We start from the raw sequence: 23,483 nt of genomic DNA on the forward strand, positions 1-23,483 counted from the left end.
GCAGCAGCCCGCTGCCACTCAACCGGCGACGATCAACGCCACCGAGCCGAGCGCGAGCACCATGCCGGTCTGCTGTAGTCGACTGACTCGCTCCCGCAGGACGACGGTGGCCAGCAACACCGTCGCCGCCGGATACAACGCCCCGAGCACGCTGACCAGAGCGAGCATGCCGCCCTGATACGCGTAATACATCGCCAGATTGGCGATCACGTCGAGGACGGCGATGACGATCGTCGCCCACAGCGCCGGCCCGCGCGGCGGGTCGAACGTCCGGCGGGTGGCGGCGATCGTCCAGATCACGACGGTGGCGGCCACCCGCGACACCAGTAGCGGCACCAGTCCGCCGCCCGCGTCGATCTGGTGCAGCCCGACGAAGTAGACGGCGAACGCGGTCCCGGCACCGACGGTGAGCAGCATCACCGGCGGGCTGAATCGGGTCTGCGCGTCGGGCCGCGGCGGCTCGCGACCGACCAGCAACACCGCGATCAACGCGACCCCGATACCGACGACCGCCAGGCCACCCGGCCGCTCGCCCGCCGCGAACCCGACGATCGCCGGTATCCCGGCCACCAGCACCGCAGTGACCGGTGACACCACCGACATCGGACCGTCGACCAACGCCAGGTAATACCACCAGATTGCCAGGGCGCTCGCCGCGCCGGCGACGACGGCCCAGATCAGCGACCCACGGGTAACCGTTCCGCCGGCGAACGGAACGAGCGCGCCCACCAACGGGATCGACAGCGGATAGCTCACGATCACGACCCGCAGCGCATCGATCCGTCGGGACAGCACACCGCCCATGAAGTCGCTTACGCCGTAACCGACCGCCGCCACCAGGGCGAGGGTCACCGAGAGCATTCAGCGCATGCCTTTCACCCGGCGGCCGAGTTCCCGGGTCACCTCACGCTCGACCGTCCGCCGGGCCAGATCCTGCCGCTTGTCGTAGTCCTGCTTGCCGCGAGCCAATGCCAGTTCGACCTTGACCTTGCCGTCGGCGAAGTACATCGACAGCGGAACCAGTGTCTGATTACCCTCGCGCGTCCGGCCGACCAAGCTGTCGATCTCTCGGCGATGCAACAGCAACTTGCGAGTGCGCCGGGGCGCATGGTTGGTCCAACTGCCGTTCCCGTACTCGGGGATGTGCAATCCGCGTAGCCACACTTCCCCGTCGTCGACGGTGGCGAACGCGTCGACCAGCGACGCCTTACCTTCACGCAGGCTCTTCACCTCGGTGCCGACCAGCGCGATACCCGCCTCGTAGGTATCGAGAATGGTGTAGTCATGCCGCGCCTTGCGATTGGTCGCGATGGCCTTGCGGCCCTTCTCCTTCACGTCCGGGCCCCTTTCTGCGCACGTCCGATCGTCAACAATAGGGCCCGGCGGCAAGTGAATTATTCGCGCACGTACAGCCGCAGCGTCAGATACGCCGTGACCGCCGCGAACGCCACCCCGACCAGCACCAGCAGCGGTGAGATCAGCATGATGTCGCCGGTGGTGATCTTGGCGAACACGTTCACGTCGTAGAGGTCGCCCAGCACCCCGTCGATCAGCAGGGGCTTCGCGACGAACATCCCGATCACGGCGAGGATCGAGCCGGCCAGCGCGGCGACCACGGCCTCCAACAGGAACGGCAGCTGGGTGAACCACCGGGTGGCCCCGACCAGCCGCATGATTCCGACCTCGGTGCGTCGGGTGAACGCAGCGATTTGGACCATGTTGGCGATCAGCAACAGCGCGGCGAACGCCTGCACCACGGCGAGCGCGAACGCGGCATTGCGTAGCCCGGTGAAGACGCTGACCAATCGATCGACCAGTTCCTTCTGGTTCAGGATGCCGGCAACGCCGGGCCGGCTGTCGAACGCGTCATAGATCGCGCTGTACTGCTCGGCGTCGCTCATCTTCACCTTGAACGATGCCGGCAATGCATTCTCACTGATCAGGTCGGCGTACTCGGGCATGTTCTTGAAGGTCCGATCCCGTGCGTCCTGCAACGCGTCGGACCGGCTCAGATACTGCACCGTCTGCACTCCGGGAGTGTGCTCGAGATCGGCCCGCAAGCCCTTGCACACGTCCTGCGCACAGTTCGGGTCGACGTCGGAGATGTCGCTGGTCAGGTAGATCTGCACTTCGACCCGGTCGAGGAACATCTGTTGGGTACGGTCGGCCATCTGCACCACCAACAAGCCGCCACCGAGCAGCGCCAGCGAGATCCCCGTCGTGAGGACCATCGCGATGGTGATCGTCAGGTTGCGACGCAGGCCGGTGAGCACTTCACCGACGACAAACCCGGCGCGCATCAGCGCCCCACCCCGTACACGCCCCGTGCCTCGTCCCGGACCAGTCTGCCGAGGTCCAACTCGACCACACGCCGCCGCATCGCATCGACGATGTGATTGTCGTGCGTGGCCATCAACACCGTGGTCCCGGTGCGGTTGATCCGTTCCAGCAGCAGCATGATGTCCTGGCTGGTGTCCGGGTCGAGGTTGCCGGTGGGCTCGTCGGCCAGCAACAGCAGCGGCCGGTTCGCGAACGCCCGCGCCATCGCCACCCGTTGCTGCTCACCGCCGGACAACTCGCTGGGCAGCCGGTCCTGCTTGCCGGCCAATCCCACGAGTTCGAGCACCTCGGGCACGGTGCGCGTGATCATCGTCGGCGGCTTGCCGATCACCTCCAAGGCGAATGCCACGTTCTCGCCGACCGTCTTCTGCTGCAGCAGGCGGAAGTCCTGGAATACGCAGCCGATCCGTTGGCGCAGCTTGGGCACCTTGCGTGCAGACAGCTTGTTCACGTGGAAGTCGGCGACATGCACATCACCCGAGGTCGGTGTCTCCTCCTTGAGCAGCAACCGCATGAAGGTCGACTTGCCCGATCCGGACGGTCCGATGATGAAGACGAACTCACCCTTCTCGATCTCGACGCTCACCTTGTCCAGCGCCGGACGCGAAGATGTCTTGTACGACTTCGTCACGTTCTGCAGCTTGATCACGACGTCAGTCTAGCCATCATCGCCCCACCCGCCCCATAAGTAACAGCGTCGCGTCATCGACCGCCTGGGCCGGCGGGCACCTGTTCGCCCACGGTCGACTCGGTCGGGGGTGCGCCCGACGTCGCCTCGGCCGGGGTTGTCGCTTCCGCAGTGGTGGCCGGCGTCGCGGCCGAACTCGTCGCGGTTGTCGGGGTCGCGGTTGTCGGGGTCGAGGTTCCCGACGCCGGCGTCGTCGAACTCGATGCGGGCGTGGTCGAGCTCGACTCCGGGGGCGTCGCGGTCTCCTCGGACGACGTCTCCGATGCCGGCACCTGCGGTGCGACCAACCCCGGGATCACCACGGCACCGTCCGGCAGCTGGGTGGTTGCGGGCTGCGGGGTCGGGCGCACCAACAGATAGAGCACGAACGTGAGGATCCACAGCAGCAGCAGAATCACGGTGGACCGTCGCGGTCGGACCTTCGGTCCGAGCGAAAACCTCATTGCGCCTCCACCAGCTTCACTGCTCGTCCGCCGCCGGTGAACTTGCGGCACTCGATGCCTCGGCGATCAGTCCATCCCGGCGCAGCGCGGCGACGATCCGAGCCCGCAGTTCCCGCCGCACCTCGAATTGCTTACCGGGCAACGTCCGGGCCACCACCCGAATGTTGACCTGATCCACCTCTAGGCTCTCCACCCCCATCACCGACGGCTCGTCCAGCAGCAAGGGGCGAATCCGCCGATCCTGATACGCCTTCGCGCACACCTCCTGCAACACCTCGTTCACCCGATTGGTGTCGACTGCGGCAGCCACCGGAACATCGACGACCGCACGCGCCCAATCCTTGGACAGGTTGGTCACCATGGCGATCTGCCCGTTCGGCACCGAGATGACCTCGCCGTCGGACGAGCGCAGCTTCGTGATCCGCAATGTGAGGTCCTCGACAATTCCGTCCGCGGGGGCGCTCACGCCGGTGGCGTCGATCCGAACCACGTCACCGAAGCCGTACTGCCGCTCGGTGATCAGGAAGAAGCCGGCTACCAGATCTTGCACCACCCGCTGACCACCGAAGCCGAGCGCCGCCCCGAACACCGCGGCCGGGGCGATCAAGCCGGCAAGGTTGAACCCCAGACATCGGATGACCTCGACGCCGATCGCGATGTACACCACCGAGAGCAGCACCCAGGTGAGCACCTGGGCCAATGCATGCCGATACTTGGCATCTTCGGTTCGGATCAGCGCATCGGTGTGCCGGAACGTGCTGTCGATCCGATCGGTGATGCGGTCGCGCAACCACCCGGCGAACCGGGTGATCAGCACCGCACCGAGCAGCAGCAGGACGATCTTCAGGCCGCTCGACCGCAACCAGTCGCTGACATCGGTCAGCGGTGCGATAGCGGCCACATCGATGGCGGGCACCGGCATCACCGTACTCAGCTCGGGTCCGCAGCCATCCGCCAGCGGATACCGGATTCGATGAAGCCGTCGATCTCACCGTCCAGCACCGCGGTCGGATTGTTCACCTCGTACTCGGTGCGCAGGTCCTTGACCATCTGATACGGATGCAACACGTAGGAACGCATCTGGTTGCCCCAGGATGCATTTCCGCCGGCGCCCAGTTCGTCCATCGCGGCCCGCTCCTCCTGCCGCTTGCGCTCGAGCAGCTTCGCCTGGAGCACCTTCATCGCGGCGACTTTGTTCTGCAGCTGCGATTTCTCATTTTGGCAGGTCACCACGATGCCGGTCGGCAGATGAGTGATCCGGACCGCAGAGTCGGTGGTATTCACACTCTGCCCGCCCGGGCCGGACGAGCGGTACACATCCACCCGGATATCGGTCTCCGGCACGTCGATGTGGTCGGTAGTCTCGACCACCGGAAGCACCTCGACCTCCGCGAACGAGGTCTGGCGTCGGCCCTGGTTGTCGAACGGACTGATCCGGACCAGCCGATGGGTGCCCTGCTCGACCGACAGGGTGCCGTAGGCGTAGGGGGTCTGCACGGCGAAGGTAGCGCTCTTGATCCCCGCCTCTTCCGCGTAGGAGGTGTCGTAGACCTCCACCCGGTAACCGTGCTTCTCCGCCCAGCGGACGTACATCCGCATCAGCATTTCGGCCCAGTCCGCGGCGTCGACGCCACCCGCGCCGGAGCGAATGTTCACCAGTGCGTCTCGCTGGTCGTACCGGCCCGAGAGCAGCGTGCGGACCTCCATCGCCTCGACGTCGGTGTGCAGCGCGGCTCGATCCGCATCCGCCTCGGCCAACGCCGCAGTCCGAGCTTCGCCCTCTTCTTCCTCGGCCAGCTCATAGAGCACCGGCAGGTCGTCGAGGCGGCGGCGCAGGTCTTCGACCCGGCGCAACTCGCCCTGCGCATGCGAGAGCTCGCTGGTGACCTGCTGAGCATGCTCCTGGTCGTTCCACAGCTCCGGGTCGGCAGCCTGGTGCTCCAACTCGTCGATCCGCCGGCGCAACTCGTCGACGTCCAGCACCGACTCGACGGTCTTCAGCGTGGTGTCGAGTTCAGCGAGGTCGGCAGCGACATCCGGATGCACGAGGGCCGAGCGTACCCGGCCGGCGGCGTCGAGACCCACCTCGTCGGCCTACGTTGCCCGGCCGAGCTCGAATTCCACCTCATGCAGTTGCTCCCCGGCGTGGAAATCGAACGCCTGCACGCGAACTCGCCGACCGTCGAGCTCCAGCCGAAGCCCCTGATTATGCGGACGGTCGGAGGGCACCTCGCCGCCGTGCCCGTCCGGACCGAAGCCGCGCTGGATCGCGCCGGTGTTGATCGCGGTGAACCTGCCGCGGTAGATCCAATCCGGTCGACGCAGATCCCAATGGGTATGCCCGGACAGCACCACCACGTTCGGGTGGGCGGCCAGCAGCGTCGTCAACCGAGCACCTTCGGCATAGTCGGCCTGGTAGAGCCGCGGCGCCTGATCCGCCGGATCGTCGTAGGTGCCCGACACCGTGTGCGGTATTGCATGGTGGGTGAGCACGATCGTCGGTTCCGTGGTGAGCTCGGCGGCCAGCCAGGCCAGCTGCGCCGCACCGAGAACGACGCAATGTCCACTCGATTCGCTGCCGTCCGTACTGCCGATCCGGAGCACCGACACCTCACCGACCCGGTGTGCCGAGTAGATCCCGGGCATCCCGGTGAATTCGACGAATCGGGCGATCGACACGGCGCTGGACTCGCCGTTGTAGAAGTCGTGGTTACCGATCGAGTACAGCTGCTGCGGTCGCGCCGCGGCGTGCAGATGCGGCATGAGCTGCGCGTACTCGTCTGCCCGCCCGTGCTCGGTGAGATCTCCGGCGACCAGGAGCGCATCGGCCGGACCGAGTTCGGCGAGCGCGCGCAGCGCCGCATCGAGGTCGGTGAGGTCGCCCTGGATGTCGGAGATCACGTCGAACCGCATCCCGCCGATTCTCCCCGGTAATCTGGCCCCCGTGTCCGATTTCGCCGCCGATCTGGCGCTCGCGCTCCGGCTCGCCGACCTGGCCGATGTGATCTCTCGGGACCGGTTCGGCGCACTCGATCTGCGGGTGGACGACAAGCCCGATCTCACCCCGGTCAGCGATGCCGACCTCGCGGTGGAGCGCGCGCTGCGCGCGGAACTCGCCGAACAGCGACCCGACGACGCGGTGCTCGGCGAGGAGTTCGGCGGCGAGCTCACCCGGACCGGGCGGGAATGGGTGATCGATCCGATCGACGGCACGAAGAACTTCGTCCGCGGCGTGCCGATCTGGGCCTCGTTGATCGCCCTGCTGAGCGACGGGATACCGGCGGTCGGGGTGATCAGTGCGCCTGCACTCCATCGCCGCTGGTGGGCCGCCGCTGGTGCGGGCGCCTGGGCCGGCGGCGACAGCACACCACCCCGCCAGGTCACCGTCTCCGCCGTCGCCGAACTCGGCGCAGCCAGCTTGTCCTACTCCAGTCTGTCCGGCTGGGGTGCGCGGCGCACCGCGCTGATCGCACTCGGCGATCGAATGTGGCGCACCCGTGCGTACGGGGACTTCTATTCCTACTGTCTTCTGGCCGAGGGGGCGGTAGATCTGGTCGCCGAACCCGAGGTGTCGGTGTGGGACCTCGCGCCGCTCGACGTGCTGGTCCGCGAGGCCGGCGGGCGATTCGGCGCGCTGGACGGCTCACCCGGCCCGCACGGCGGCAGCGCGATCGCGAGCAACGGGCTGCTGCACGAACCGGCCCTGCACGAACTGGACCGACACGAACCGGACCGATACCGCGAATCGACGTCATGACCCACATCCGGGTACGCCCCGAAACCGCCGCCGACGTGGCGGCCGTACGTGCCGTCGAGTTGTCGGCATTTCCCACCGCTGCCGAGGCCGACCTGGTAACCGCACTACGGGCCGACCCGGCGGGCTGGATCGACGGACTGTCGATGCTGGCGCTGACCCCGGACGAGACCCCGATCGGTCACGCGCTGCTGACCCGCTGTCACATCGGTGACGTTCCGGCGCTGGCCCTGGCTCCGTGCGCGGTGACCCCCGGCTACCAACGCCGGGGTGTCGGCACGACCGTGATCCGCGCTGCGCTGGCCGCCGCGGGCGCACGCGAGGAACGGTTCGTCGTCGTTCTCGGCCATCCGGAGTACTACCCGCGCTTCGGGTTCGAGCGTGCCGATCGATTCGGCATCGAGCTCTCGATCCCGACGCCGGCCGAAGCGCTGCGCGTGCTGTCCCTCGACCCGGCGGATGTCCCGCCGGCCGGCCGCGTCCGCTATCCGACCGCGTTCGGGATCTGAGCGCGTTCGGGATCTGAGCGCGCCGGAACACGCTCTCCATCAAGAAGATTCCGACATCAAGCGCCGCGGCTACCACCGTGCAGATCTGTGTCGGCACCCGCGTTCGGTCGGGTTTTCACCCGGCCGGACATCGCTGGTACGTCGTTCGATTCGGATGCTCGACGAGCTACCTTACTCTCAAGTAAGATAAAACCCGACCATCCGCCGACAGCCAGAAGACGGTGACCATGAGCACGGACAGCGCAACGAAGCGCCCCGCGGACGAATCCGCGGTCGGCCTCAGCCAACCCAAACGGGACTGGATGGGGACGGCCATGCGGGTGATGACCACCATCAGCGGTTCGGATTTCGCCGAGCGCTACCGGCTGCGCAAGCCATTGGCCCGGATGACCTACGAAGGCACCCGATCCGGCTTCCGCACCCTCGGAGCAGCAACCCGCGCATTCGAGAAAGTATCCGGCGGCGGTACGCCGAAGCGACTGACGGACAGCTCGACCGCCCGCAAGGACTACTTCGACCTCACTCCGGACGCCGAGCAACAGATGATCGTGGATACGGTCACCGAGTTCGCCGCCGAGATCCTCCGCCCGGCCGCGCACGATGCCGACCGGGCGGCCGCCGCGCCGGCCGATCTGGTCGGCCGCGCCGCCGAGCTGGGAATCACCCTGATCAACGTTCCGGAGGAGTTCGCCGGGGCCGCAACCGAGCGCGGCGCCGTGACGAACGCGCTGGTGGCCGAAGCGCTCTCGCACGGTGACATGGGCCTGGCGCTGCCGATCCTCGCACCGAACGGCGTCGCCGTGGCGCTGACCCAATGGGGCAGCGCGGCGCAGCAGCAGACCTATCTACCCGCCTTCGCCGGCGAGCATGTTCCGCAGGCGTCGGTGGTGATCGGTGAACCGCAGCCGCTGTTCGACCCGTTCGCGCTGCGCACCAAGGCGACCCGGTCACCCAGTGGGTACCGGCTGAACGGGGTGAAGAGCATGGTCCCCGCCGCCGGCGCGGCGGAGTTGTTCATCGTGGCGGCCGAACGGGACGGCCGGCCGGCGTTGTTCCTGGTCGAATCGGACAGCCCCGGACTCTCGGTGGAAGCCGACCCGAGCATGGGGCTACGGGCGGCCGGACTCGGCCGACTGATCCTCGACGACGTCGCGGTCACCGCGACGGCCGTGCTCGGCGACGGCGCCGACCCGGACGGCCGGGCCGGCGACTATGCCGACGCGGTGCGGCTGGCCCGGCTCGGCTGGGCGGCGATGGCTGCCGGTACCGGTCGAGCAGTGCTCGATTACGTGATCCCGTACGTGAAGGAACGCCAGGCGTTCGGCGAGCCGATCAGCAACCGGCAGGCGGTCGCGTTCGCGGTGGCCGACATCGCCATCGAGCTGGACGGGCTGCGTCTGGTGATGCTGCGCGGCGCGTCCCGCGCCGAACAGGGGCTGTCCTTCGCACGTGAGGCCGCGCTGGCCCGCAAGCTGGCCACCGACAAAGGCATGCGTATCGGGCTGGACGGGGTGCAGCTGCTGGGCGGACACGGCTACACCAAGGAGCACCCGGTCGAGCGGTGGTACCGCGACCTGCGGGCGATCGGCGTAGCCGAAGGCGTCGTCCTGATCTGACGCCGGTCTACGACCAGGCACCCCTACACCCACGCAGGAGACCTCTACATGATCAACCTCGAACTTCCGAAGAAGCTCCGATTCAGCGCCAACCAGGCACACCAGGTGGCCGCGGAGATCTTCCGCCCGATCTCCCGTAAGTACGACCTCGCCGAGCACGAATACCCGGTGGAGCTGGACACCATGGCGGCGATGATCGACGGCCTGGCCGACTCCGGCGAACAAGACGTCAGCGGCGCCACCAGCGGCCGTAAGAGCGACGGCGACAGCGATCGACCGGACACCGACATCACCGGCAACAAGAACGGTGGCAACATGTCGGCGCTGCTCAACTCGCTGGAGACGTCCTGGGGCGATGTCGGCCTGATGCTGTGCATCCCCTACCAGGGTCTCGGCAACGCCGCGATCGCCGCAGTCGCCACCGACGAGCAGCTGGAACGGTTCGGCAAGGTCTGGGCCGCGATGGCGATCACCGAGCCGAGCTTCGGCTCCGACTCGGCAGCGGTCACGACGACCGCCGTGCTCGACGGCGACGAGTGGGTGCTCAACGGGGAGAAGATCTTCGTCACCGCCGGGGATCGCTGCACCCACATCGTCGTCTGGGCCTCGGTGGACAAGAGCAAGGGCCGGGCGGCGATCAAGTCGTTCGTCGTCCCCCGGGACGCGCCCGGACTGAGCGTGCCGCGGCTCGAGCACAAGCTCGGGATCAAGGCGTCGGACACCGCCGTGGTGGTCCTGCAGGACTGCCGGATACCGCAGGAGAACATTCTCGGCAGCCCCGAGGTGAACGTCGAGAAGGGGTTTGCGGGGGTCATGCAGACCTTCGACAACACCCGCCCGATGGTCGCCGCGATGGCGGTCGGCGTCGCCCGGGCCGCGCTCGAGGAGCTACGCGGCATCCTCACCGACGCCGGCGTCACCATCTCCTACGACATCCCGCCGAACAACCAGCATGCCGCCGCAGCCGAGTTCCTCCGGATGGAAGCCGACTGGGAGGCCGCCTACCTGCTGGCGCTGCGGGCGGCGTGGATGGCCGACAACAAGCAGCCGAACTCGTTGCAAGCGTCGATGTCGAAGGCCAAGGCCGGTCGCACCGGAACCGATGTGACGCTGAAGGCGGTCGAGCTGGCCGGCTCGATCGGCTACTCGCAGCACAGCCTGCTGGAGAAGTGGGCCCGGGACTCGAAGATTCTCGACATCTTCGAGGGAACCCAACAGATCCAGCAGCTGATCGTCGCGCGGCGAGTGCTCGACAAGAGCAGTGCCGAACTGAAGTAGACCTGACTCTCTTCCGTTGCCCAAACCTTGCTGTCCCCGGCCGGGGGAGCTGACGATTTCCGTCGTCCGCTCCCCCGGCCGTTCCGTTCGTCACATCCGGTTCAGTCCGCGACCGACCAGGTCGGCGGCGCGTGCCCACCGGCGCCGACGGCCGCGCACCGCATCGAGGCGTCTCGTCCCGAGATTTGCCTGACAGTCGCCAGCTGTCCGTACACACCCGTGGACAACGCCGATCAGGTAGGTCCGCAGAGCTGAACCCGCTCTCGCGCGTCGATAGCCCCATTCGCCCACATGTCGCCCTGATAACGATCGGAATGCATTCCGGCAAAATCTGCCACCGCCGACCGTCCGGCACTCGGGGCGAGCGGCAACTCGCCCCGAGTATCTGCGATTCCGATCGATGCCGACCGGGTCGAGACGACGGGCCCGAGCCGGCTCGACCAGCTAGATCATCTCGCGCCTCGGCCGACGCTCACCGCCAATTCGAGGCAAATACACTATTGTTGTCTGTATTAAGGCATTTATAAGGGTCCGCGTGCAATGAAGGTTCGGATAGGCCAGACTTTCATCTATTCGCACCGCGACGGGGCGCACGACGAATGAGGGAGACCAGTGACCGCCACGCTTTTCCGGCATGTCCAACAACCGCGCAAGGCGCGGGTCCAGCCCGCGGGACTGAACATCGAGCTCGGCACCGCTATCGGCACGGCACCGACCTCCCTCGCCGCCTTCGATGCCGCGCTGCGCGTCCTCGGCGTCGGCGAAGCGAATCTGATCCGGCTGTCCTCGGTGATCCCGCCGAACTCGGCAATCGTCGCCACCGACCGGGTACGCAAACCGATCAACTGGGGCGACCGGCTCTATTGCGTCTATGCCGAACAGCGGGCGACCCGGCCGGGGCAGACCGCCGCCGCCGGAATCGGTTGGGCGCTCAGTGACGACGGTTCCGGCGCGGGACTTTTCGTCGAACACGAAGCAGAGACCGAATCCGAAGTGATCGACCTGATCCACGCTAGTCTTGAGGACATGACCAGCAATCGGCCGGGTGGATTCAGCCGTCCGGCGTACCGCACAGTGGCCACTCGGTGTGAAGATCGGCCTGTCTGCGCACTTGTGCTGGCCGCGTACCAATCGACGCCGTGGTTTACCGGTGGAGCCAGATGACTGATGATCAACCATCCGACATAGCAAGTAGGACATCGAGCAGTGCGGTCCGAACCGGACCACCAGATCGGCCACAACTTCGCGTAACCGTCGAACCGACGTTGCCTGACCCATCGGTCGCAACATTTCAACAGCTCTACGAGGCCGCCTTCGGCCCCCTGCGGGTCCGGGCAGCAGCTCGACACGTGCTTTACGAGCACGAGTTCCGCGCCGAGATGGCAGACCCCCGGATCGACAAGATCGTGGCCTGGGCCGACGACGGCGAACCGGTCGGCCTGACCACATTCACCAATCAGCTCGAATCGGTGCCCTGGATCAGCCCGGAGTTCTTCCGGTCTCGCTACCCCGAGCAGGCCGCCCGGAACGCCATCTTCTATCTCGGCTTCGTCCTGGTCCATCCGCATGCGATGCACAGCGGCGCATTCCGCGACATGGTGGCCGAAGCGTATCGGCGCACGATCGCAGCCCGCGGAGTGTGCGGCTGGGATATCTGCGGATTCAACGACGGCCAGTTCCAGCTCGGCCGCGCCTCCGAGAAAATCATCACCGCCTGGGGCAACACGCTGGTGGAAACCGTCGATCATCAAACGTTCTACGCTGCACATCTGGCAGAGCACGGAAATCCAGCCCACAATGGGTCGGCGAGTACGGAATAGTTGACCAAGGGGATCGAAGTGACGACGGCTTCGGGGAGTCGGCGCCGCCATGTCGGCGGACAACAGTCGGCGATGATTCTGGGGACGCTGGCGCTGACCGCAATCGCGGTTCACCTGGCCGCCAGATCCGCTTGGGTGTCGGAGATCGTTCTGGCGATCGTCGGGCTCGGGATGACGGCGGCGGTACTGACCGGGATCTACCGGTACCAGCCGGAGAAACCGGCCTTCTGGTGGTGTGTGCTGATCTGCGGCGCCGCCTACTCGACCGGCGCGGCCATCCGGATGAACCCGGTGAGCCGTGCGGATCCGTCGATCCTGCTGCTCAGCGACCTGATTTCGCTGGTCGGTGCGGTGATCGCGGTGACCGCACTGGCCGCCTGCTGGCTCCGCCAGCCCGCGAGCCGAATCGACTTCGACCTGCTGCTGGATACCGTGCTGATCGCGCTGGGCGGTTTGCTCGCGTCGTGGACCACGCTGATCTCGCCGGCGCTACGAGCCGGCCAAGGCGGGGCGGTGGAGAACGCCATCGCCGTGGCGTTTCCGATCATCGACGCCGGCCTGCTCGCGCTGCTGATGCATTCGATCTTCGTCTCGACCCGCAACGATGCCGCGCTGCGCCTGGTCCAGCTGGCCGTGGCATGCGTGCTGATCGGGGATATGGGCTACGCCCTGGACGCGGCCGGCCGGACCGACCTGTCGTCGGCGGCGCTGCTGGTACCGCACCTGGTCGGCGGCGCCTGCATCGGCGCCGCCGCACTGATGCCGTCGATGGTGCATCTGAACACGCTGCGCCCGACGCACCGGGAACGTTCCCGGCAACGCGCGACCGCGGTTGCCGTGGTGCTGCTGGTCGCCACTTTGGTACCGGTTATCGGTGCCGGGCTGGAGTTCGTCGACCGGGTGGTGATGTCGGTCTTGCTCGGCGCGCTGCTGGTCGGGGTCCTCATCCGCAGCGAACGCGCGATCAAGCGCAGCAGCATGAGCGAACGTAACGCGCAGTTCCAGGCCGATCATGACAAACTGACCGGCCTGATGAATCGTCAGGCACTGATCGAACGGTTCAGCACCGAGGCGCGCCGGGACTGGGCCGGCAACTCGGTCGCCCTGCTGTTCGTCGACCTGAACGGATTCAAGCTGGTGAACGACACCTTGGGTCACGCCGCCGGCGACGAGCTGATCGCCAACTCGGCGCAGCGAATCCGCGAGGTGGTCGGGCCGGATGCGCTGGCCGCCCGGTACGGCGGCGACGAGTTCGTGGTGGCCGTGCCGACCGGGCGGCGGGGCGCCGGCATGGTCGCCGATCGCATCGTGCACGCGCTCACCGCACCGTTCCAGCTCCATTCCGGTCCGGCACGGATTTCCGCGAGCATCGGGATCGCACACACCGAGCACGAGCTGACCGACGCGACCCTGGATCAACTCATCCGAGACGCCGACTCGGCGATGTATCTGGCAAAGGCACGCGCGGTCGGTGGGTATGCCTTCTACGAAGCCGTGCAGGCGCTCGACCATGTCATCGCTCCGACATTCTGGGACACCCAGCCGAAGGCCGTCCGGCGCTGAGTGGCCGACGCGCCGACCACGGGTTGATCTTCGGCGCGCCGCACCGGCCGGTGGCGAACTCGCCGACGCTGTCGCAGAATCGACCGGGAAGACGAGGAGGGCCTCGATGGGCAGGGTCACCACTCGCCGCACCATGCACCGATTCACCCCGACCGGCGATATCCGGCGGCCGGACACTCTCGCCGTCGAAGAACCGCTGGAGCTGCGGGTCGACGGAGCACCGTTGACCGTGACGATGCGCACACCGGGCGACGATATCGACCTCGCCTACGGCTTCCTGTTCGCCGAAGGCATTCTCGATACTGCCGACGACATCGCCACGGCTCGCTACTGTGCCGGCGCCGACGACGGCCGTAACACCTACAACACGCTCGACATCCGCCTGCGGGCCGGCAGCCGGATAGCGCCCGAAGCTGCGCTTGCCGCCCGCAACTTCCTGACCAGCAGCGCGTGTGGCGTATGCGGCAAAGCGAGCCTCGACCAGGTTCGCACCTGGATCCGGTTTCCGATCCCGCGGGACGCCGGAACCGTGAGTACCACCTTGCTGTCGACGCTGCCGGCGCAGTTGCGCGAGCAGCAGAAAGTGTTCGACTCGACCGGAGGCCTGCACGCGGCGGGGCTGTTCGATACCGACGGAAACCCGTTGGTGGTACGGGAAGACGTCGGCCGGCACAACGCGGTGGACAAGGTGATCGGTTGGGCGGTGCGCGCCGATCGGGTACCGCTGCACGACGCCGTCCTGATCGTCAGCGGGCGAACGTCGTTCGAGCTGGTGCAGAAAGCCGTGATGGCCGGAATCCCGGTGCTGGGCGCGGTGTCGGCACCCAGCTCACTCGCCGTCGACCTCGCCGCGGACGCCGGCCTGACCCTCGTCGGCTTTCTGCGCGGCACCACCATGAACGGCTACACCGGGCTGCATCGGCTGATCCACGAACCAGCCGGACAGAGATGAGCGCGCGACAACCGACCTCCGCGATGACCCGGCTCAGTGGCGCGGTGGTCGCCGGACTCGCGGTCGGTGTAGCGGTGGGCACGTGGAAGACCTGGCCGATCGGAGTGCTCACCGGAATCGCCGCCGGCGGCGGGTTGTTCGTGATCAGCGGATGGCTCACGCTGTGGCCGCTGGACGCCGACGCCACCTACCGACATTCGGACCGAGAGGACTTCCGACCCCGGCTGGAGGAGATGGCGGTCACCATCAGCGCCTCCGGGGGCTTGCTCGCCGTAGTGTTGCTGCTCGTGTTGGGCAATTCCGGCGACGCGGCCACCGCCGCGCTCGCGCTCGGCGCAACCGCGATGTCCTGGGCCAGCTTACACCTGATGTACGCGGCCCGATACGCCAACTGCTACTACCGGGACACGATCGGCGGTATCGACTTCAACTCCGATGCCCGGCCGACCTACCGAGACTTCCTCTACTTCAGTTACAACCTCGGCATGACGTACCAGATCTCCGACACCGCGGTGAGCGACCCGGTGATCCGCTCGGTGGTGCTCCGACATTGCCTGCTGTCCTACGTGTTCGGAACCGCCATCATGGCCACCATGATCAACCTGGTGGTCGGGATCGTGGCGAAATAGCCCGGACCCTCCGCCGCCGACGATCGCACCGTCCGTCCGGCGACGAAACCCGGATACCGCCGCAGCGCCGGACTCGCCCGCGCGGCACTCGGCCGCGAACTCGTAGCGACGGCCGCTGCGGCGGCCGTCCCGGCAAGCAGCGCACCCCGCAGGACGCTGCGCCGGGCACCCCGGGACGCACCGCCGATACCAGCATCGGATCAGGTCGGTCATCCGAGATTCTCCTCGCACGCTTCGAAAAGCGTGTCCGAGACAGATCGTCGTGTGACGGAGACCGAAAGTCAACCATCCTGCGATCTCCGAAGATTCCCGATCGGACGCCCCCGATGCCGCACCGATCCGGGCGATCGTCTACGGCACAGCAGCCCCCGACGACGGATCGTCGGGGTCGCTGTGGTCCTTCGTCGGGGCGGCAAGATCGGCACCGGCCGGGAGCGGCCGAGCCACCCCCGCGGTGGGCAGGAGCGGCTCGACCGGCCGAATCGCTTCGGTCGGTTCGTCGACCACAGCCGGCACCACCGTGGCCGACTGCACCGGCGCCGGCTCCGGTTGGGTTGTCGTCGACCCGTCGCTCGGCGGTTGCGGGAAAGCCGAGGTGTCGCTGCTCGGGGTGGACGGCTCCGACGGAACGGATCCGCCGGCCCCCTCGTCCGGGCTCGCCGTTGCCGGCGGCCCGTCGCCGGCGCCGGACCCGGAACCACCGGCAGGCGGCCGGGCCTCGCGCGCCGCCGGAGACTCGGCCGGCGGGCTACTCGGTACCGGTTCCGCGGTGGTCACCCGGGCGCCGCTGTCGGTCACCACCGCACCCGTGGACCCGTGGCCGGTCGCGACCGGCCGAATCGGGTAGTCGGTGTTGTCCGCCGGGGTACCGGTATCGACCAACCGACGCGCGACACAATCGACCGGCCGGGACCCACACCAGACGAACACCTCGTCGGCGGTGCCGAACGCGGCGTCGGCGAGCGTCACGTATTCGGCCGCACCCGACTCGAAAACCTGCGGATAGTCACGCGAGCGAATGAGCACGGCACCGGGCACCTGGCCGACCAACCGACGGTGTTCGGCCAGCACCACCGAATCGTCCACCGCGCCGGGCTCGGCCGAGATCTGCGGTACCCAGTTGCCCCGCAGATCGCGACCGGCGACCGCCACACCCTGGTCGACGAGGGCACGCAACTCCTGCTGCGTGGGACCCAGATCTGCGGCCGAGGCGCCGGCGGACCGGCTGTTACGAACCCCGCTCCACCAGCCCGCCAGCGCGACGGCGACCAGAACGACGAGCAACCCGGCTGCCGCCGCGGCGACACCCCGACGACGCGATCGCGCGACCGGACGCGGCGCCGCCGGTCCCGGCGGAGGCGACGCCGATACCGCAGCTACGGATTCCGGCTCGCCGGGCAATACCGTCCCGCCCGGCTCGCCGGGCAATACCGTCCCGCCCGGCTCGCCGGGCAATACCGTCCCGCCCGGCTCGCCGGGCAATACCGTCCCGCCCGGCTCGCCGGGCAATACCGTCCCGCTAGCCGACGAAACGTCGCTCCGGCCGGCGAACCGCGCTGCACCCAACGCGACCGCGTGCTTGGGGTGCGCGTCGACCGCAACCGGGCGGCCTAGTTCGGCGCCGACCATTTGCGCCACCAGCGGCATCCGAGATGCCCCGCCGACCAACAGCACCGAATCCAGCTCCGCCGGTTCCACCTGCGCCGACGCCAGCGTGCGGCGTAAGACGTCGACGGTACTCCGAAGCATCGGCCGGGCCATCTCTTCCAGCTCGGCCCGGGTCAATCGCACCTCGATGCCGAACCCGGGGAGCAAGACCGGGATGGACACATCGGTATCCGACGACAGCATCTCCTTCGCGTCGACGCACTCTGCCCGTAGTCGGGCAACCGCCGCAATCGTGGCCGCGTCGTCCTCGTCCAGCTCGGTCCAGCGCGCACCCAACACCGCGGTCACGTGATCGAACACGGCGGCGTCGAGATCGATGCCGCCGAGCTGCTCTATCCCTTCCGGTACGCCGAGCAGCTCGAAGCCGTCGTGTCCCTTGCGTAAGACGGTCGCGTCGAAGGTGCCGCCGCCGAGGTCGTAGACCGCGACCACGCTGCCCGGCGCGACCCGCTGTTCAGCGGCGTACGCAGCCGCGGCGGCGGCCGGCTCGGTGATCATCGAGACCGGCACCTCGATCCCGGACTGCCGCGTCGCCGAACGCAACACGTCCTGCTTGAACGCACCCCAGTTCGCCGGGTACGTCAAGCAGATCCGGTCCGGTGACCCACCTTCTCGCGTCGTCACCAGGTCGACCACGGCGCGTAACAACGCGGCGGTCAGCTCCTCCGGCAGCAGCGGCGTGCCGGCCAAGAGCAAGGGAGTACGGTCACCGAACCGCCGTTTGAACTCCCGGGCCAGCCGGAGCGGCTCGATCATCCCGCGACGCTCGGCGGCGGCGCCGGTCAGCAGCACGCCGTTGTCACGCAGCAGCACAACCGACGGAATCACCACCGACTTGTCACCCAGCGCGACCACCTCCGAGTGCCCGTCACGCCAGGTCGCCGCCGCGGTGAAGGTCGTGCCGAGGTCGACACCGAGAACGTATCCGTCCCGCGCCGCACCCTCGGACAGCACCCCACCGAGCGTCATCGCCACCACCGCACCGACCGGAACCCGGCCATATCGGGCCGAAATACCGGGATGTCCCCTATTCGCCGGGTACGTCTGCTCCCTACCCTGATGGGGTGGACACGGACCGAACCCTGCTGGAGATCTTCGACCGACTCGTCGTCGGTCGAGAGCCGGACATCGGCGCCGCTCTGCACGCAGCCGGGTACGGCGACCTGCCGGCCGAACTGCTCAATCAGACGCTCGTCAGCTACTGCGACACCGCGCCGATCGAGGTGGCCGCGCATCTGGCACCACACGTCACCGCAGTCACCGCAGGCACCGAACCCGATCCGACTGTCGGCTTCGATCTGCTCGCAACGGTGCCGGCCGGCGCGACCGACGACCTCGACTTCGGAGCCGGCGGCACCGGACCCGCGGACGGGTTCGGCACCGCGCAGCTCGCGGGCTTGGTCCAAGCCCTCGATCCGCACGTCCTCGATCACCCCCCCACCGACCTGCACGCGGCCACCTTCGGGTCGGTCGACTCCGGGGAGTTCCATCCGGACCCGTTCGACACCGGACACGATTTCGGCGCCGGCTCGTGGCTGAGCCACGCGGCATCGGGCGAGCACACAATCACCGACCACGAGATCGCCGACCACACGATCGCCGACGATCCGGAAACGGCAGCGGACGATCCGGGCGCCATCTAGGCGAGTTCGGCAAGCATGCCCTCGCACGACCGGATCACCACCCTGCCCGCGGCGACCAACTGACGGTCGGTCATCGGGTTTTCCACCCGACGCTGCCAGCGCTCCAAAGCCTCGGCCGCGGCACCCCGCAGCTCGGCTCGGCCAGCCCCCGACGACCTGCCGAGCCGAGCTGCCAGTTCGATCCCCCCACCGCCGATCAGCCGGTCCAACTCGGCGATCACCTCGGGTCGGCCGCTGATCCAGCCGGAGCGCACCGCCGACAGCACGCGCAGCTCCCGCAGCGGATGTGCGGCCGACGAGATCCGCTCCACCTCAGCCCCGAGCGCATCGCTGCCGGGCCGCGGCCGAGCCCGGGTCAGCGCCGTCAACGCAGCCAACGTCGAATGGCTCTTGAGTACGTCGGCGCGCCGCAGGAACAGCGAACCCAACACCGTGCGAAGTTCGTCGATGCCGCTGTGCGCGGCCAACTCGTCGGCGAGCACGGATGCCGGGCAGGCCGGCTGCTGTCGCAGCAGGGTGGTCGCCAGCCGAACTCCGAACAGGCCGAATCGAGACAGCAGAGCCGTCCGCTGATCGACGTCGAGCCCGAGTTCGGGGCAGAGCGACGGCGCCGCCCTGCCGGCGAACCGGTCGGCACTGAGCAGCAACCGGTCCGCCGACGAAGGGTCGAGCTCGGCCACGCGGCGTAGCTGGGCGACCTCGCGCTCGGTCAGGGTGGCAGCGGTCTCGGCCAGCAACCCCGCCACCGGAACGACGGTCTGCACCACCCGGCGGACCACCGGGTCGGCGGACATCCGGGCCGCGATGGTGCCCGCCGACGTCATCGAGTCCAGCCGGCCCCCACCGATCTCGTCGGCCCGGGACAACACCCCGATCGCATTCACCGGATTGGGCCGGCCACATACCGGATCGTGGAACGCCCGCAGAAACTCGACGTCGTCACCGTGCAGATGCCGGAGCAGATACACGACGGCGTCCGCCGAGCGTTGTTCGTCGTCCGCCGGAATCAACAGATCCCAGGCTCGCCGCGCGGTCGGTGCGGACAACGAACCGATCCCCGGCGTATCGATCAGGGTGGCGGCGCGCAGCCCGGCCGACGGCCAGGTGACGTCGAGCCGGGATACCTGGTCGGGGTCGAGGCCGGCCAGATCCACCGTGATCGCCGCTGTGTCCCGGGTGAACCGGAGCTGACGGCTTTCGCCGTCGGTCAGCCGCGCCGTCACCCGGTAGGTGTGACCGTCGGCGTACCAGGTGGCGATCCGGGTGCACTCTCCGGCGTCGGTCGGTGCGAGCCGATCGCCGACCAGGGCGTTGAGCAAGGTCGACTTGCCGGCTTTGACCCGACCGACGACAGCGACCCGCAGCGGCTCGGTCAGCCGATATTCCAGCCCGGCCAGCCATTCGGCATCCGCGGTACCGACATAGACGTCGATCGCGCGGGAAACCAGCGTCCGGGTCTCGTCGAGCATCACGATCTCGCCATGAGCAGGCCGGCGTCGGACCGGCCATCGATGTCGCAGGCCCGGACCCGCAGCTGCCGGATCCGACCGAGTTCGGCGTCGAGATCGGTCAACCGCTGCTTCCGGGCGGCCTCGGTGCGGCCGGCCACCTCACCGGCACGCTGCAGCGCCTCGGTGTTCGATCGGTCCAGCTGCTCGGCCAGCTCCGTGTAGTGATCCCGCAACTGACGCTGGATCAGCCGCAGCGTGTCGCGCGAGTCCTTGCCCATCACGAACCCGACTTGGTCGCAGTATCGGCGCACCGCCGCGCCGGCTTCGCGTTGTCGCAGTTCGAGCTGCCGCTGCTTCTCCTCCCGCAGCCCCCGGTGGCCCATCACCAGCGCGATGCCGAGCCCGATCGGGCCGATACTGACGCCCGCCATCATGCCGAGCATGACGAACATCACGGCACCGCCGTAGGCGCTGCGCATCGCGACGACGGCCTGCTTGCTCACCTTCATCTTCGCCGGCTCGAACCGGCCCGCCATGTCCTGGCCGTCCACCAGCGGCGCCGGGTCGTGGATCGAGATCTCGTCCAGGATCTCGCCCGAGGCCTCGCGGAAATGCGCGCCGACCAGCTCGGACAGCTCGGCGGCCCGACGCTGCAACAAGGCGTAGTCGGCGAGCACTTCGTGCGCGATCCGATCCCGGAGCCAGGCACGCAACGCCGGCCAGGTATCGGCCGGGTCGGACTCCTGGATGGCCTCCTCGGCCTCGACCACGACAGCCCGGATCCGGCGGCGCAGGTCGTGATCGATGTCGGAGACGAGGTCGGCGGTGCCGTCGTTGAGTGTCTGATTCCACTTCGCGACGGCCGAGCGCAGCACCTGAATCCGCTCCCGCACCGCGGTCAACTCGGCGAGGATCTGTTGTGCCTGTTCCGGCTCGACCAACGCGGCGCGCTCGGCCCGGAATTGGTCGGTGATCCGGTCACACACGGTCACCACATCCGCCGCGGCGGTGATCGCAAGCCGTTCGGTGGCGTCCCCCCCGACCGTGTCCTGCAGCACCCGAATCAGCTCCGGAACCCCGGACTCGACGTCCAGTTCCGAGTCGCCGGACGCAACCGCTATCGCCCGCAGCGTCGACGAGACCGCGAGCACCGGCGCGTCGATCTCGGCCCGACGCAGATGCTCCGTGGTGCGCGCGGCGATCTGCCGCCAGGACGGATACAGGTCGACCTTGGTCAGCACACAGATCACCGTGTCGCACAGGCTGCGAGCCTGCTGCAGAAAGTCCAGTTCGGCTTGGGTCAGCTCCTGCGCCGCGGCGGTGACGAAAACCAACGCATCGGCCAGCGAGGCCGCGGCCAGCGAGGCGGTCGCGTGCGCCGAGCCGATCCCCCCGACCCCAGGGGTATCCACCAACATCAGACCGTCCTCGAGCAGCGGGCAGGGCACCCGAACCTCCGCACCCACCACCCCGTCGGTCACCGGCTCGCTCGGTTCGGCCACCTGCTCGGACTCGAGCACGTGCCACCGCAGCTGATCGAACGGAACCGGTCGCCGCTCGACCGCGGGCATCGGGTCCGGTTGCCGGGGCGAACGCAACAGCGCGACAACGGGCCGTTCGCCGTGCCGGACGTAAGTCGGCACGGCGGTGGCGATGTCGTCGTCGACCGGACAGACAGCCGTCCCCACCAGCGCATTGACCAGCGCGCTCTTGCCCTGCTTGAACTCACCGACCACCACGACCTGCACGGCCGGGTCGGCCAGCTTTCGCCGGGAACGTTGCAAGAACTCGGTCAGATCGGGTCGGTTGTAGGCGGCGGCCGCCCGTAAACCCTGATCCACCAGAACGGCCGCCCGGGCCAGCCCGCGGGCTTCATCCTTACGCATCTATCGTCTCTCCGGCCCCTGTGTTCTCGACATCCTGTTTACCCGGCTTCGCGTCCCGACGCTCTTCCGCAACCGGGACCACGGCCCCAGCTGCGGAAATACATTCCCCGATCAACCGACGGTCAGCACCTCTTGTCCGCCCGGACCATCCTCGATCGCGGTGGCGGAGTCGTTGCCGTAGATCACGTCACCGTGATGACCGCCCGCGGTATAGCCGGCATCGAGGTGGTCGGAGACGTCGGTATAGCCGGTGTCGGAGTAGTAGTCGGGGCTCTGATCGGTGAAGCTCTCGTCGGCGTAGGGCGAGTTGTCGGTGTAGTCGTCCGGCGCGCTACTCGGATCCGACCCGACCGCCGCTCCGCCGATGTTCGATCCACCCGTGTTCGATCCACCCGTGTTCCATCCCTCGACGACGCTCGGCGAGCCGGCACCGAACTCGAGGCTCGGACCGAGGTCCCCGACCGCAGTCACACCGTCATCGATCACGCCGGTGTTGACCGAACCGACGATTCCACCGTCCGCCGGAACTGCGCCGTCGCCGGTGTTTGCCTGGCCCGTATCGGCGCCGCCGATGGCCTGCGCGTCGACGCCGGTTACGGCGTTTCCCAGGTCTTCCCCCGCAGCGATCGCGTCCGCTCCGCCGGCATGCCCGGTGCCGGACTCCACCAGGTTGCCGTTCCCGATCACTGTCACGGTCCAAGAATGATCGTCGTAGGCGTAGTACTGATTGGTGATCGCAGTAACCTGCTCGACGATCTGGGCGGTCGGCAGGTAATCGCCGTCACCCGGATGACCACCGCCGACGTGCCCGACACCGTCGCCGGAATGTGGCGCGCCGGCGTAACCGTTACTGCTTCCGGCCGCCGCCACCGCGCCGGCATGAACCGCGCCGGCGTTGCCCACCGTCGATGCGGTGCCACCGACGTACGCGGCCGACCCACCGGGAACCGCACACTGCCCGACCAGCTGATCGATATCCACCCCGGCCAGGTCGCTCGGCACGAGATCGTGGGCGGCGAAGGCACTCGACGGGTCGGCGAGAAACTGCGCCGTCTGCGCCGGGCTGCCGAACACTTCGCTGAACAGCGCCCGCAGCTTCTCCAGCACGATCGCGGTGACGTCGACGTTGGTCATGGTGATCTCCTTGTCCCGCCCGACCAGCTGCCGGGGGCTCGCTGAGAACCAAGCCTGCGATAGCCGGAAGCGGCCGACATCGGGGCTTTCCCCCGAACCGGTAGGGATC

22 protein-coding genes are annotated in these 23,483 nt (G+C 68.0%); 10 read left to right on the forward strand and 12 right to left on the reverse strand.

The genetic code is table 11. The features are described from left to right. Positions 1 to 18: 18 nt before the first annotated feature. The 8 genes from KV203_RS12945 to KV203_RS12980 are packed head-to-tail and all read right to left on the reverse strand — an operon-like array spanning position 19 to position 6,384. Positions 19 to 861, reverse strand: coding sequence for a DMT family transporter (locus tag KV203_RS12945; protein ID WP_066467560.1), 843 nt, complete (start codon positions 859 to 861; stop codon positions 19 to 21). Next, positions 862 to 1,335 carry an SsrA-binding protein SmpB gene (smpB, locus tag KV203_RS12950; RefSeq protein WP_066467562.1) on the reverse strand — a complete coding sequence of 158 codons (474 nt, stop codon included), beginning with the start codon at positions 1,333 to 1,335 and terminating at the stop codon, positions 862 to 864. A gap of 59 nt (positions 1,336 to 1,394) precedes the next feature. Beyond that, entirely contained in the window at positions 1,395 to 2,300 is a 906-nt protein-coding gene (gene ftsX, locus KV203_RS12955; protein ID WP_066467564.1) for a permease-like cell division protein FtsX, read from the reverse strand. Further along, positions 2,300 to 2,989 carry a cell division ATP-binding protein FtsE gene (gene ftsE / locus KV203_RS12960; protein WP_066467566.1) on the reverse strand — a complete coding sequence of 230 codons (690 nt, stop codon included), beginning with the start codon at positions 2,987 to 2,989 and terminating at the stop codon, positions 2,300 to 2,302. Before ftsE ends, ftsX begins: the two co-directional genes overlap by 1 nt. 53 nt (positions 2,990 to 3,042) lie before the next feature. Beyond that, positions 3,043 to 3,471, reverse strand: coding sequence for an Rv3103c transmembrane domain-containing protein (locus KV203_RS12965; RefSeq protein ID WP_157079693.1), 429 nt, complete (start codon positions 3,469 to 3,471; stop codon positions 3,043 to 3,045). A 16-nt stretch (positions 3,472 to 3,487) separates the two neighbouring features. After that, positions 3,488 to 4,393: a mechanosensitive ion channel family protein gene (locus tag KV203_RS12970; RefSeq protein WP_066467572.1), complete on the reverse strand. Its 906-nt coding sequence runs from the start codon at positions 4,391 to 4,393 to the stop codon at positions 3,488 to 3,490. An 8-nt stretch (positions 4,394 to 4,401) separates the two neighbouring features. Beyond that, positions 4,402 to 5,517, reverse strand: coding sequence for a peptide chain release factor 2 (gene prfB, locus KV203_RS12975; RefSeq protein WP_066467781.1), 1,116 nt, complete (start codon positions 5,515 to 5,517; stop codon positions 4,402 to 4,404). A gap of 48 nt (positions 5,518 to 5,565) precedes the next feature. After that, the gene (locus tag KV203_RS12980) at positions 5,566 to 6,384 is read right to left on the reverse strand and encodes a metallophosphoesterase family protein (protein ID WP_066467577.1); all 819 of its coding nucleotides are present in this window, start codon (positions 6,382 to 6,384) and stop codon (positions 5,566 to 5,568) included. Here KV203_RS12980 and KV203_RS12985 point away from each other — a divergent pair. From KV203_RS12985 to KV203_RS13025, 9 genes are all read left to right on the forward strand, one after another. Continuing rightward, on the forward strand, positions 6,359 to 7,228 hold the full coding sequence (locus tag KV203_RS12985) for an inositol monophosphatase family protein (RefSeq protein ID WP_083529835.1): 870 nt from the start codon (positions 6,359 to 6,361) through the stop codon (positions 7,226 to 7,228). The two genes, KV203_RS12980 and KV203_RS12985, sit on opposite strands and share 26 nt — an antisense overlap. After that, a complete protein-coding gene (locus KV203_RS12990; protein WP_066467581.1) occupies positions 7,225 to 7,734 on the forward strand; it encodes a GNAT family N-acetyltransferase in 510 nt (169 codons plus the stop codon). Before KV203_RS12985 ends, KV203_RS12990 begins: the two co-directional genes overlap by 4 nt. 227 nt (positions 7,735 to 7,961) lie before the next feature. After that, complete coding sequence (locus tag KV203_RS12995; RefSeq protein ID WP_066467583.1) at positions 7,962 to 9,350, forward strand: acyl-CoA dehydrogenase family protein; 1,389 nt, start codon at positions 7,962 to 7,964, stop codon at positions 9,348 to 9,350. A 48-nt stretch (positions 9,351 to 9,398) separates the two neighbouring features. After that, entirely contained in the window at positions 9,399 to 10,628 is a 1,230-nt protein-coding gene (locus KV203_RS13000; protein WP_066467585.1) for an acyl-CoA dehydrogenase family protein, read from the forward strand. Between the two features lie 612 nt (positions 10,629 to 11,240). Next, positions 11,241 to 11,792, forward strand: a complete 552-nt coding sequence (locus KV203_RS13005) for a pyruvoyl-dependent arginine decarboxylase (protein WP_246600142.1) — start codon at positions 11,241 to 11,243, stop codon at positions 11,790 to 11,792. A 101-nt stretch (positions 11,793 to 11,893) separates the two neighbouring features. Further along, on the forward strand, positions 11,894 to 12,448 hold the full coding sequence (locus KV203_RS13010; protein WP_157079694.1) for a hypothetical protein: 555 nt from the start codon (positions 11,894 to 11,896) through the stop codon (positions 12,446 to 12,448). 18 nt (positions 12,449 to 12,466) lie between these two features. After that, positions 12,467 to 14,011: a GGDEF domain-containing protein gene (locus KV203_RS13015; RefSeq protein WP_157079695.1), complete on the forward strand. Its 1,545-nt coding sequence runs from the start codon at positions 12,467 to 12,469 to the stop codon at positions 14,009 to 14,011. 106 nt (positions 14,012 to 14,117) lie between these two features. Further along, the gene (gene fdhD / locus KV203_RS13020; protein ID WP_066467592.1) at positions 14,118 to 14,963 is read left to right on the forward strand and encodes a formate dehydrogenase accessory sulfurtransferase FdhD; all 846 of its coding nucleotides are present in this window, start codon (positions 14,118 to 14,120) and stop codon (positions 14,961 to 14,963) included. Then, positions 14,960 to 15,592, forward strand: a complete 633-nt coding sequence (locus KV203_RS13025) for a DUF1345 domain-containing protein (protein WP_066467593.1) — start codon at positions 14,960 to 14,962, stop codon at positions 15,590 to 15,592. Before fdhD ends, KV203_RS13025 begins: the two co-directional genes overlap by 4 nt. 351 nt (positions 15,593 to 15,943) lie before the next feature. Here the strand turns inward: KV203_RS13025 and KV203_RS13030 are convergent, their stop codons facing one another. Beyond that, on the reverse strand, positions 15,944 to 18,229 hold the full coding sequence (locus KV203_RS13030; RefSeq protein ID WP_176573192.1) for an Hsp70 family protein: 2,286 nt from the start codon (positions 18,227 to 18,229) through the stop codon (positions 15,944 to 15,946). A 95-nt stretch (positions 18,230 to 18,324) separates the two neighbouring features. Here KV203_RS13030 and KV203_RS13035 point away from each other — a divergent pair, with 95 nt between their 5' ends. Then, complete coding sequence (locus KV203_RS13035) at positions 18,325 to 18,903, forward strand: hypothetical protein (RefSeq protein WP_066467596.1); 579 nt, start codon at positions 18,325 to 18,327, stop codon at positions 18,901 to 18,903. Here KV203_RS13035 and KV203_RS13040 read toward each other — a convergent pair. From KV203_RS13040 to KV203_RS13050, 3 genes are all read right to left on the reverse strand, one after another. Then, positions 18,900 to 20,372: a dynamin family protein gene (locus KV203_RS13040; RefSeq protein ID WP_066467789.1), complete on the reverse strand. Its 1,473-nt coding sequence runs from the start codon at positions 20,370 to 20,372 to the stop codon at positions 18,900 to 18,902. The two genes, KV203_RS13035 and KV203_RS13040, sit on opposite strands and share 4 nt — an antisense overlap. Beyond that, complete coding sequence (locus KV203_RS19945) at positions 20,372 to 22,240, reverse strand: dynamin family protein (protein WP_066467598.1); 1,869 nt, start codon at positions 22,238 to 22,240, stop codon at positions 20,372 to 20,374. Before KV203_RS19945 ends, KV203_RS13040 begins: the two co-directional genes overlap by 1 nt. Before the next feature lie 111 nt (positions 22,241 to 22,351). Further along, on the reverse strand, positions 22,352 to 23,374 hold the full coding sequence (locus tag KV203_RS13050) for a hypothetical protein (protein ID WP_066467599.1): 1,023 nt from the start codon (positions 23,372 to 23,374) through the stop codon (positions 22,352 to 22,354). Positions 23,375 to 23,483: the final 109 nt, after the last annotated feature.

This window comes from Skermania piniformis, assembly GCF_019285775.1.
GTDB lineage: Bacteria > Actinomycetota > Actinomycetes > Mycobacteriales > Mycobacteriaceae > Skermania > Skermania pinensis.